The following is a 12122-nucleotide window of genomic DNA, read 5'->3' as shown; positions in this document are numbered from 1 at the left end:
GTGAGAGTGCGAAATCCTCACGGAAGGACACTCTCACCGCAGAATCGTCGCGAAGAAAACTACAGCGTCTCCAGGATGGCCACCGCCGCGGCGGTGTCACCCTCGTGGGTCAGCGAGACGTGGATGGTCACCTCGGCCAGGTGCTCGGCGATCGCGCCGGTCAACCGCACCTTCGGCCGGCCCCACATGTCGGTGATGACCTCGATGTCGCGGTGGATACCCTCCGGCAGCACCGGGCGCTGCGCGAATCGGGATCCCGACCACGCCTTGATGACCGCCTCCTTGGCGGCCCACCGGGCCGCGAGGTGCCGCGCCGCGACCGAACTCTTGTCGGCCGCGTCGCGGCGCTCACCGGGGGTGAACGTCTCGGCGAACACCGTGCCCGGCTGGTCGACCTGCTCGGCGAATTCCGGGATGGACACCACATCGATACCCACGCCGACTATCGCCACGCCGACAGACCCTACCGCACGTAAATATCGTCATCGCCGAGGCGCGAGGCCGGGTCGAGCAGCATCGCGGCCTCCTGGCGCTTCTCCGGCAGATCATGGTCGAACCGGCGATCCGCGGGCTTCTCGTACATCGGCCGCCCACCGGCAATGGCCGAGGCCAGCCGCCGCTGCCCGGCCAGCACACGCTGCTGGGCCCGGGCGAGGTAGTCGTCCCGATCCTGCTCGGACAGCGAGGCCAGGAACGCCTGCGGGTGCACCAGCGCGATCAGACCCGACACGTGGCCGAAGCCCAGGCTGGTGACCAGACCCGCCTTCAGCGGGAACTTGTCGCCCAGACGCAGGGTCTCGCGTGCCCACACGAAGTGCCCGGAGGTGGCCAGCTCGTCGTCGACGCAGTCCAGGCTGCGGTTGGGCGGGATGACGCCCTCCCGCAACACCTGGCACAGGCCCATCATCTGGAAGACCGCGGCACCGCCCTTGGCGTGGCCGGTCAGCGTCTTCTGCGACACGATGAACAGCGGCGCACCGGCGGAGCGGCCCATCGAGTCGGCCAGCCGCTCGTGCAGCTCGGTCTCGTTGGGATCGTTGGCCAGCGTCGAGGTGTCGTGCTTGGAGATCACCGCGATGTCGTCGGCCCCGACGCCGAGCTTGGCCAGCGAGCGGGCCAGCACCGAGTCCTTGCCGCCACGACCGGCACCCAGCGCGCCGAGTCCCGGAGCCGGGATGGAGGTATGCACGCCGTCGCCGAAGCTCTGCGCGTAACCCACCACGGCCAGCACCGGAAGACCCATCTTCAGCGCCAGGTCACCGCGGGCCAGCAGCAGGGTGCCACCACCCTGAGCCTCGAGGAACCCGAGCCGACGACGGTCGTTGGCGCGGGAGATCTTGGAGTCGCTGATGCCCTTGGCGCGCATCATCTCCGTGTCGGCGGTGGCCGACATGTCACCGAAGCCGGTAATGGCGTCCGAGGTCATGTCGTCGAAGCCGCCGGCGACCACCAGTTCGGCCTTGCCGAGCCGGATCTTGTCGACACCCTCCTCGACCGACACCGCCGCGGTGGCGCACGCGCCCACCGGGTGGACCATCGCGCCGTAGCCGCCTACATAGGACTGCATCACATGGGCTGCAACAACATTCGGCAGCACTTCCTGCAGGATGTCGTTCGGCTTGGCGGTGCCCAGCAGGTTGCCGTGGAACATGGTCTGCATGCTGGTGAGGCCGCCGATACCGGTGCCCTGCGTGCTGGCCACCAGGCTGGGGTGCACCCAGCGCATCAGCTCGGTCGGGGTGAAGCCCGACGACAAGAACGCATCGACGGTGGCCACGATGTTCCACAGCGCCACCCGGTCCGCGGAGCTGACCATGTCGGCGCCGATGCCCCAGACCGTCGGGTCGAACCCGGTGGGGATCTGACCGCCCACGGTGCGTGACAGCTTCGCCTTGCGGGGCACCCGGATCTCGGTGCCCGCCTTGCGGATCACCTGCCAGTCGCCGGAATCCGGAACCGGACGCACCACCGTGTGCTCGGGGTCGGCCTGCTCGAAGGCCCGCGCCTCGGCCTCGTTGGCCACCACGAAGCTGAAGTCCTTGTCCAGGAAGACACTGACCAGCAGCGGCGGGGAATGGTCGGCTCCGATGGCGCCGTCGTCGACGAATTCCCGGATGCCGCAACGCTCCACGACGGTGTCGTGATAGCGATCCACCAGTTCGGCCTCGTCGACCAGGTCACCGGAGGCGACGTCGTACCAACCCGGCTTGGGGTCGTCCTCCCACTTGATCAGCCCGGTGGTCCAGGCCAGCTCGAGGACACCGGCGGCCGATAGTTCGTTGTCGACCTCCATCTCGAAGCGGGTCCGCGACGAGCCGTACGGGCCGAGTTCGGCACCGCCGACGATGACCACCAGATCGGCCGGGTCGACGTCGATGTCGGCCCACTGCGGCGGAGTGGTCGCCTTCAGGCCGCGCGGCGGCGACGGCAGGGCCGCGATGGTGCCGGCCGCCGGTTCGTCGTCGGCCTCGGCAGCCTCGGCGCTCATCTCCTCGCGCGCCTTGGCGGCCAGCTCGGCCATGTCGAGCTGAACGTCGCCGAGACCACCGGTCAGATCGACCTTCAGCGGCGAGTTGGCCGCCGCGACCTTGGCGTCCACCGAGCACAGGTCGAGCAGCATCGCGGCCATCTCGGCGGTGGTGTAGGTGGTCACCCCGGCTTCCTCGACCGCGTCGACGATGGCGTCGTTGTGGCCCATCAGGCCGGTGCCCTTGGTCCAGCCGATCAGCGCATGAGCGAAGCTGACCCGCTGCGCCCAGGACGATTCGGCGTTCCACCGGTTGACCACCGCGTCCAGCGCGGACTTGGACTCGCCGTAGGCGCCGTCCCCGCCGAACATGCCGCGGTTGGGGGAACCGGGCAGCACGACGTGCAGGCGGCTGGCGATGTCGCGCTCGGCGCCGATGGACGACAGCCCGCCGATGAGCCGCTCGACGGCCCACAGCAGAACCTTCATCTCCATCTCCGAGCGCGAGCCGGCCTCGGACATGTCCCCGGCCACCCGCGGTGCGGCGAACGGGAACAGCAGCGTCGGGGTCTGGGCGTCCTTGAGGTGAATCGACTGCGGCCCAAGGCTTTCGGTCTGCTCACTGCCGACCCACGACACCAGCGCGTCGATGTCGGCGTAGGACGCCATGTTGGCGGGCACGATCCACAGCGCCGCCCTGTAGCGGGCGTGGTCGCGGTAGAGATTCTTGTAGAAGTCCAGCCGGTCGTCGTCGAGCCTGGACGTGGTGGCCACCACCGTGGCTCCACCGTCGAGCAGCTGGGCGACCACCGACGCGGCGATCGATCCCTTGGAAGCGCCTGTGACTACGGCGATCTCGTCGCTGTAGCGGCCCTTGTCGGGGCTCTCCGCACCCGCGGCGATACGCCCGTACAGCGAGGCGTGAATGGTCCGCCCGGCGGCCAGGGCCCTGCCCTGCCACCAGCTGGCCTGGGTCGCGACCACGTGGCCGGCACCCTCGAACCGCTCGGAGAGCTGCGCCCAGTCGGCGTCGATATCGCCCTCGTCGGCCAGCCAGAGCTTGACCAGATCCTCACGCGCGCTGGCCCAGCGGTCGTCGAGCAGCACCGCCTTCTTGCCGTCGAACGCCGGGGCGACGAGCCGGGGCCAATCCGAGCCGAGCTCGGTGGTCACCAGGTCGATCAGCTCAGCGTCGGTGGCCGCGGACGGCACCGTGACCGGGGTGTCCAGGCCGAGCTGACCGAGCACCATGCGGGCAGCCGAGGCCAGCACACCGTCTCGGCCGGTGACCTTTTCGGCGAACTCGCCGAGCGCGGCCGAGTCGACCACACCACCGGCGGCACCGCCGGCCGACGGCAGCGAAACCGCAACGCCCTTGCGCCCGGCCACCGCGGTGACCGCGGTGTCAATGGCCTTGTCGACCGCACCGGCGTCGGCCAGCGCGCCTTCGTGTAGGCCGCCGAGCGCGCCGCCGCGCACACTGCTGCCCTCACGGGTGCCCAGGGCGAGTTCGACGGTGACGTGCTTGGCCCAGCCGTCGCCGAGCTCCCAGGTCTTCTTGACGCGTTCGGCGATGGCCGCCGGCCGCTTGCCGGACGGGCCGAGCACGGTGCGCAGCTGGTCGTTGATGGCGTCGGAGAGCACCGGGCCGAACGGCTTGTAGGTGCGCGCCAGCTTGGTGACCTGACCCTTCAGCGACGACAGGTCCGCCTCGGCGGCACCGTCGATGGCGCCGAGGTTGAGCTCGGAGCCCAGGTCGACGAGCAGCTGGTTGCGCCGCGAAGACGCACCGTCGGTGATCGACTCGATGGAGTCCAGCGGCTCGATCTGGTCGATGCGCATCTTGGCGCTCAACGCGATCAGCGCCAAGGTCGCGTCGCCGGCGTCGAAGGCGATGTCGTCGGGGCGCGGAGCGCCAGCGGGCGCGGCCGGTGCCGCGGCAGGCGCGGGTGCGGCGGCCGCTGTGGGTTCAGCCGCCACCGGCTCCGCCGGGGCGGCAAGGTCTTCCTCCGGTTCCGGATCGGTGTCGGTGGCGAACAGCACCTGCGCGTCGCGCTCGGTGTTGAGCACTTCGACTGTGCTGTGGGCGTATTCGGGCAACTTCAGGGTGTTGCTCGCCAGGCCCGCGACGGTCGGTGCCGACTTCACGCCGACCTCGACGAACCGCTCCACGCCCAGACCGCCCGCGGCCTCCTCGATGAAGAGCAGGTCCTGGGTTTCGATCCAGCGCACCGGGCTGGCGAATTGCCAGGCCAGCAACTCGATGACGATCTTGCGGCACAGTTCGCGCGGCTTCTCGTTGCGCCAGGTGTCGTAGTCGGCGAGCACCTCGTCGAGCGGCTCGGCGGGCACCAGGTCGCGGATCTCCTGGACGAAGTCGCGGTCCAGGGTGAACGGCCGCGGCACCAGGTTCGGGATGTAGCGGCCGATCAGCAGGTTGGGGTCGGCGTCGCGCGGCATGACCCGCTCCAGCGAGCGACGGAAGTCGTCGACGCCGACGCGCAGCACGCTGGAGTGGAACGGCACGTCGATACCGGGCACCAGGATGAACGAGCGCTTGCCGCCGGTGATCTCGCGGCGCCGCTCGACCTCCTCCTCGAGTGCCTCCAGACCTCGCACCGTCCCCGCGATCGCGTACTGCGAGCCGCGCAGGTTGAAGTTGACGATCTGCAGGAATTCACCTGTGCGCTCGGCGATTTCGGCGACGAAGTCGTTGACGAGTGCATCGTCGAGGTCGATCTGGGACGGCCGGATGGCGGCCAGCCGGTAGTCCGAGCGGCCCATCTCGTCACGCGGGACGATGTCGTGCATCTTGCTGCCGCGGTGGAACACCACCTCCAGCAGCGCCTCGAGCGGATAGACGCCCGACACGCACGCCAGGGCGGTGTACTCGCCGACGGAGTGACCGCAGGCGATCGCGCCCTCGACGAAGGCACCCTGCTCGCGCATCTCGGCGACCTGCGCGGCGGCGACGGTGGCCATCGCGACCTGGGTGAACTGCGTCAGGTACAGCACACCTTCGGGATGCTGGTAGTGCACACCGGAGGCGATCAGGCTGGTCGGGTTGTCGCGCACCACGTGCAGCACCGAGAAGCCCAGCGTTTCGCGGGTGAACTTGTCGGCGCTGTCCCACACCTTGCGGGCGGCCTTGGACTTGGCACGGACCTCCATGCCCATGCCCTTGTGCTGAATGCCCTGGCCGGGGAAGGCGTAGACCGTCTTCGGCGCGGCCAGCCGAGCCGTCGCGCTCATCACCAGATCGGTGCCAACCTTGGCTGAGACCTCCAAAACCTCTGCGCCCAAGTCGATTCCGACGCGGTCGACCCGGAAGTCGATCTCGTCGCCCGGCTTGACCATGCCCAGGAAGCGGGCGGTCCAGCCGATCAGCTTGGCCGGCGGGACCGGCTTGCCGTCGGTGGCGGTGACGACGTGCTGGGCCGCGGCCGACAGCCACATTCCGTGCACGATCGGCGATTCCAGTCCGGCCAGCAGCGCGGCCGCCTGGTCGGTGTGGATCGGGTTGTGATCGCCGGAGACGACAGCGAACGGACGCATGTCGACCGGCGCCGGGATGGCGACGTCACGGCGGCGGCGGCGCGGGGTGTCGGTGGCGTTCTCCGACACCGCTCCCCCGGCCCGAACCGGGTCGGTCAACTCGGCCGCACCAGTGCGCCCGCGGATCGCGAAGCGCTCCTCGAGGACGGCCAGGATGAGCCCGTTGGCATCGGTGACGTTGACGGTGACCGGCACGACGCGGCCGACCTCGGTGTCGGTGGCCACCGAAGCCGTTGCGGTGACGGTCAATTGGGTCTTGTCCGTGGGCAGCGGCTTGAGCAGCTGCGCGGCGTGGTCGAGGTGCACCAGGCTCAGCAGGCCCTCGACGACCGGGAACCCGGTGTCGGTGGCCGCGCTGCCGATCGCGGCGAACACCGCGGGCCAGCAGCGCCCGACGAGTGCGTCGGGAACGATCGACAGCGTCGGTGCCAGCGGCGAACCGAAGGTGGCGGTGACACCGGTGTGGTCGGCGACGCGCTCGGGATCCCACTCGACGGTGACCGTGGTGGACCCGTTGACCACCGGGGGCAGGGCGTCGGGTCCGTCGACTCCGGCGGCGATGGCCAGCACGGCACGCATCGCGGCGGCGGCGTCCTCGGTGCGCACCACCGGGGCTCCGCCGTCGACGACGGTGGCCGGCAGCGTGTAGGCGATGTCGATCCAGGTGCCCGACAGCGGCACGCTCAGCACCACCCGGTCGGACGCGGTGACCTCCAGGCGCGCACCGGTGGAATGGTTTGTCGCGCTGGTGAATTCCCGGGTCGCTGCGCTCCTGCCCTCCGGCCGATTATCGTGCACCAGCCACGCCGACGGCGGCGCGATCCGATGCACCGGGTTGGTCGCGATACGGCCGGCCCACAGCACGTCGGGCGCGTCGAGCACGATGGCCAGCGGACCGGCGGCGTCGGTGCGGACCTGCAGGCGTGAGGCGACCGGCTCCGGGCGGGCACCGGCGGCCAGCACCTGGTCGACGGCGGCCTTCTCGAAGCGGTCGAGCAGGTCACCGACCGGCTCGTCGACGCGGGTGATGCCCGCGACGGCCTCGGTGCCGGGGATGACGCACACCTGATCGGCGGTGTAGCGGGCGTCGTGGGCCTGCCACAGCGAGTCACTGCGCCACCAGCGGCGCACGTCCTTGTCGATCACCGGAACGAAGTTGACCGGCTTGCCGGGGGTCTTGCACAGCTGGACGAAGAACGGCACGTCGGCCGGGTGCAGCAGCACGGTCTCGGCGTCCGGGTAGGCCTCGGTCAGCGCCGCGATGGCCGCGTCGGGGTTCTCCAGCAGTGCCGTGTCGTCGAACAGCGTCGGGATCGGGCCGCTGTCGGCGACGTTCAGGCGCGCCTCGGCGCGCTGCAGCATCTCGGCGAACCGGTCGCGCCAGGTGCCGTCGAGCCACGGCGAGTCCTCGGTCTTGGTGTCGGCGGTGGAGTCGCCGTCACCGATGGCGAGCTCGACGTAGCGGGCCAGCCACTGCGCGTAGGTCATGTCGGCGACGTCACCGAAGTACGGTTTGGCCGTCGGCGCCATCGCGGCGATGATCTCGTCGCGGCGCTCGGCGACGGCGTCGGCGTCACCGGCGACCTCGTCGAGCAGCCGGCCGCAGCGCGAGGCGGCGTTGTCGATCTCGTGGATGTCGGCACCGAGCTGACTGCGCCCGGATGCCATGCCGTTCAAGGCTTTTCCGGCGCCCACCCACTCGTCGGTGCCCACCGTGTCGACCAGCAGCTGCTTGACCGACGGCGACGTGGTGGCCTCCAGGCACGCCATCGCCGCGGTGCCGACCAGGATGCCGTCGACCGGCATCAGCGGGTAGCCGTAGGTCTCCGACCACTTGCCGGACAGGTATTCGGCAGCCCGCTCCGGGGTGCCGATGCCGCCGCCGACGCAGACGGTGATGTTCGAGCGGCCGCGCAGCTCCGAATAGGTGCTCAGCAGCAGGTCGTCGAGGTCCTCCCAGGAGTGGTGGCCACCGGCGCGGCCGCCCTCGATGTGGACGATGACGGGCCGGGTGGGCACCTCGGCGGCGATCCGGATGACCGAGCGGATCTGCTCGACGGTGCCGGGCTTGAAGCAGATGTGGGTCAGGCCGGCGTCGTTGAGTTCCTCGATCAGCTCCACGGCCTCGTCGAGTTCGGGGATGCCGGCGCTGATCACCAGGCCGTCGAACGGCGCGCCGGACTGACGCGCCTTCTGCAGCAGCCGCTTTCCGCCGACCTGCAGCTTCCACAGGTAGGGGTCGAGGAACAGCGCGTTGAACTGCACGGCGCGGCCCGGCTCGAGCAGCTCGGTGAGCTCGTCGACACGACGCTCGAAGATTGGTTCGGTGACCTGGCCGCCGCCGGCCAGCTCGGCCCAGTGCCCGGCGTTGGCGGCCGCGGCGACGATCTTGGCGTCGACGGTCGTCGGCGTCATTCCGGCGAGCAGGATCGGTGAGCGCCCGGTGAGGCGGGTGAACTTCGTGGCGAGCTTGACCGAGCCGTCGGGCAGGCTGATCACCGATGGGGCGTAGCTCGACCACGGCCGGGCCACCTCGGGCACGGCGCCGACGGTAAACAGGTTGCGCTGGCCGCCACGGGTGGCGGCGGGCACGATTCCGATGCCCAGGCCGCGGATCACCGGGGCGGTCAGCCGGGTGAGGATGTCGCCGGGTCCCAGGTCGAGAATCCAGCGGGCGCCGGCGTCGTGCAGGGCGCCGACCTCGTCGACCCAGTCCACCTGCTGGACCAGGATCGCCTCGGTCATGGCGCGGGCCAGGTCGACGTCCAGGCCGACGGCCTGCGCCCAGCGGCCGACGATGTCGATGCCGTCGGCCAGCCGCGGGGTGTGGAAGCCGACCTCGACCGCAACCGGGTCGAACACGGGTGAGAAGACCGCCCCGCCGCGCACCTTGTTCTTACGTTCGGCCGCTTCGGCCTCGGCGATCTGTTCGCAGTACAGCTCGAAACGGGACAGCTGTTCGGGCGTCCCGGTGATGACGACCGAGCGCCGGCCGTTGCGGATCGACAGCACCGGAGGCAGCACGGTGCGGACATCCTGAGCAAACTCTTCGAGCAGTTCGTAGATGCGTTCGGGCTCGGCATTGGTGACCGACACCATCGGCGGGCGGTCGCCGAGGACCGAAATGCCGCGGCGGCGGGCCACCAGCGTGCCGGCGGCGCCGATCAGCTGGGCCAGCGCCAGCAGCTGGACGTCCTTGGCGCCGGCAGCCTTGAGGGCTTCGACGGCCAGAACACCTTGTGAGTGGCCGGCCACCGCGACCGGTGGGGTTGCGGTCAGGTCCATGCCCTGGCGGGCCAGTGCGCGCACAGCGGCGATCTGGGTCAGCAGCACGCCCGGCACCGAGACCGCGGCCGAGGTCAGCTGCTTGGCCGACGGCACGGGCTCCTCGGCGGCCAGCGCGCGCACCCAGCGCAGCGGCTCGAAGCCGATCGGGCGGACGACCACCAATTCCCTGGCCACCGGCTCCAGCAGCAGCTCAGCCTCACCGGCAAGCGTGGCCAGCTCGGATTCGATACCGGCCGAGGTCACCAGCTCTTCGAGGGTGTCCAGCCAGGCGGCACCCTGGCCACCGAACGCGACGGCATAGGGCTCGCCGGCGCTGAGCCGGTCGACCAGTGCGTGGGTGGGAGTCTGCTTGGCCTCGCCGCGTCGTGATCCGTCACCCGTGGACAACCTGTCGTGTTCGTGGATCGTCACCTTGTCTGATCTCCTCGGTGCTCGTCGTCGCGTCTCGCGCTGCGTTTCGTATGTCGGCGTCTGGGACCTGCGCTGCCCTGCGAAGGTGTTGTCTTGGCGATTCCCCGTCGAATCACGGTGTCCGGCGTGCTCCCCCGCCCTACGCAGAGCGGGGTCTGCGGACATACCGGATGTACTAAGAGTGGCATAAGAACGGGGTCCATTTTTGCGCCGAAGTTGGTTACTGATGAGTTCTACGCACGGGTAACCACATGGTCGGTAACGCGGGGCCGAAGTGCCACCGAGACGAACCGGGACAAACGTCCTGCAAGCGGGTGGTTACGGTGGAGTAGGAACAACTTCCCTGATCAAGGCACGATTGTTATCGAATCGTTATGTAAGAATTTCCTGTCAGCCGCGGCGCGCGCCGACGCTCGGCCAAGCACTTGCTCGGTCATTCAGTCCACGATCGTTCACCAAAATGGCGTTGTGATGTTTGCTGGCAAATCCTTACCGGTCGGTAAGTTTGTCCGAATTTGTCAGTCCCACTGCCCGAAACTGGGCTTCAACACAGAGTTGACGTCAACCCCGATGCCGGCGACCTTGCGGCTGTCGATCTCGACCTGGTGCAGATGCGCGGCCGGGTGGGTGTAGCCCGCCGGCGAGCCCCAGTTGTGCTGCCAGAACCACGAGCCGATGCCGTCCTGGAGCGCCCAGTCGATGATCTTGGAGTTCCCGTAGATGCCGACGCGCTGGTGGCCCAGCACCGACTCCCAGGCCCGCAGATAAGGCGCGACCTGCTCCTTGTACTGATCCAGGGTGGGGTCGTCGTCGATGGAGACGTAGATCGGGGCACCCACCGGCCCGCCGGCCGCGGTGTGCAGCTCCCAGCCCCGCTTGGCGTGGGTGATGCCCGCCTGCTCGCCGCCGAGCCAATCCGCGGTGTCCTGCTTGCCGTACTGATAGTTCGACACGATCTTCAGACCCGCCTGGTAGAGGTCGCGGGCCTCGGCCAGCTGGATCGGCTTGCCCAGCATCCAGTCACCACCGGGCCTGCGATCGGAGACGTAGCGGATCGCCCCCAACGCACCGGAGGCTTTCAGATCGCTGGCGCTGATGACACCCGCGGCGTAGTCGAGCAGCACCCCCAGCGGTTCGGCAGCCGCCGCCGGAGCGGTGAGCGCCGACGCCAGCGCCCCGAGACCGAGCGCGGCTGGAGTTGCGGCGGCCAGTTTCAGCACGTCGCGGCGCGACACGAACACGGGGCCAAGACTACGACACATGTGAAGCACTTCGCGGTATCGGTGGCCGAGCACTGCAACCACCGGCGAAAACCGCGATGGGGCTGCGATCCGACAACGCAATCCGTACGATCCGTGCATGCCATCTGCCCCTCCACAGATCGAGTTGCGTGGGGTGCGGAAGGTTTTCGGCGACGTCACCGCCGTCGAAGGCGCCGACCTGAGCGTCGGTGACGGCGAACTGTTCGCGATCCTGGGCCCGTCAGGGTCCGGCAAGACCACGGTGCTACGCATGATCGCCGGCTTCGAGCAGCCCACCGCCGGCAGCATCCACCTCGGCGGAGTCGACGTGACCGCGCTGCCACCGGCCAAGCGCGACACCAACACCGTCTTCCAGGACTATGCGTTGTTCCCGCACATGACGGTGGCGCAGAACGTCGAGTACGGGCTGAAGGTCAAGGGCGTCAACAAGACGGAACGCCGCGATCGCACCGGCGCCGCCCTGGAGATGGTGCGGCTGTCCGGTTATGGCGATCGCAAGCCCGCCCAGCTGTCGGGCGGCCAGCAGCAGCGCGTGGCACTGGCCCGCGCACTCGTCGGCCGGCCCAAGGTGCTCCTGCTCGACGAGCCACTCGGCGCGCTGGACCTCAAGCTGCGCGAGCAGATGCAGGTGGAGCTCAAGGCAATTCAGCGCGAGGTCGGGATCACGTTCGTCATCGTCACCCACGACCAGGACGAAGCCCTGACACTGTGCGACCGGCTGGCGGTGTTCAACAACGGCCGCATCGAGCAGATCGGCGCCGCCCGCGAGGTCTACGAGAATCCGGCCAACAGGTTCGTCGCCGACTTCGTCGGCACCTCCAATGTCTTCACCGGCGACGCCGCACAGTCCCTGCTGGGCCGGCCCGGCACCTTCGCCATCCGCCCCGAACGCATCCTGCTCCTGCAACCCGACGACGCGGTTCCGGCCGGAATGCGCAGCGCCCCAGCCGAAGTCGCCGAGGTGGTCTACGCAGGCCCGATCACCCGGGTGGCCGCCGACGCCTCGGGCGCACGGCTGACGGCGACGCTGCTGTCCGCGGATGCGTCCACCGACATCAACCACGGCGCCCAGGTCGTACTGGCCTGGCCCGACAGCGCCGTGCGAGCCCTGTCCGATCAATCCACGTAGTCCGATCAGC

Annotated in this window: 4 protein-coding genes; 1 reads left to right on the top strand and 3 read right to left on the bottom strand. The window is 69.4% G+C overall.

Annotation, left to right across the window (positions count from 1 at the left end; all coding sequences use genetic code 11):
* Nucleotides 1–59 precede the first annotated feature (59 nt).
* The 3 genes from HBE64_RS07460 to HBE64_RS07450 all read right to left on the bottom strand — a co-directional run bounded on the left by HBE64_RS07460 (nt 60) and on the right by HBE64_RS07450 (nt 10962).
* Nucleotides 60–452, bottom strand: a complete 393-nt coding sequence (locus tag HBE64_RS07460) for a holo-ACP synthase (protein ID WP_167099795.1) — start codon at nt 450–452, stop codon at nt 60–62.
* A gap of 11 nt (nt 453–463) precedes the next feature.
* On the bottom strand, nt 464–9721 hold the full coding sequence (locus HBE64_RS07455; protein WP_167099792.1) for a type I polyketide synthase: 9258 nt from the start codon (nt 9719–9721) through the stop codon (nt 464–466).
* 518 nt (nt 9722–10239) lie between these two features.
* Nucleotides 10240–10962 (bottom strand): DUF1906 domain-containing protein, encoded by a 723-nt coding sequence (locus tag HBE64_RS07450; protein ID WP_167099789.1) that lies wholly within the window; start codon nt 10960–10962, stop codon nt 10240–10242.
* Between the two features lie 118 nt (nt 10963–11080).
* On the opposite strand from HBE64_RS07450, the gene HBE64_RS07445 reads away from it, so the two are divergent.
* Nucleotides 11081–12112: an ABC transporter ATP-binding protein gene (locus tag HBE64_RS07445; protein ID WP_167099786.1), complete on the top strand. Its 1032-nt coding sequence runs from the start codon at nt 11081–11083 to the stop codon at nt 12110–12112.
* Nucleotides 12113–12122: the final 10 nt, after the last annotated feature.

Source organism: Mycobacterium sp. DL592 (assembly GCF_011694515.1).
Classification (GTDB): Bacteria; Actinomycetota; Actinomycetes; order Mycobacteriales; family Mycobacteriaceae; genus Mycobacterium.
This window is presented reverse-complemented; position numbering and strand designations above follow the sequence as displayed.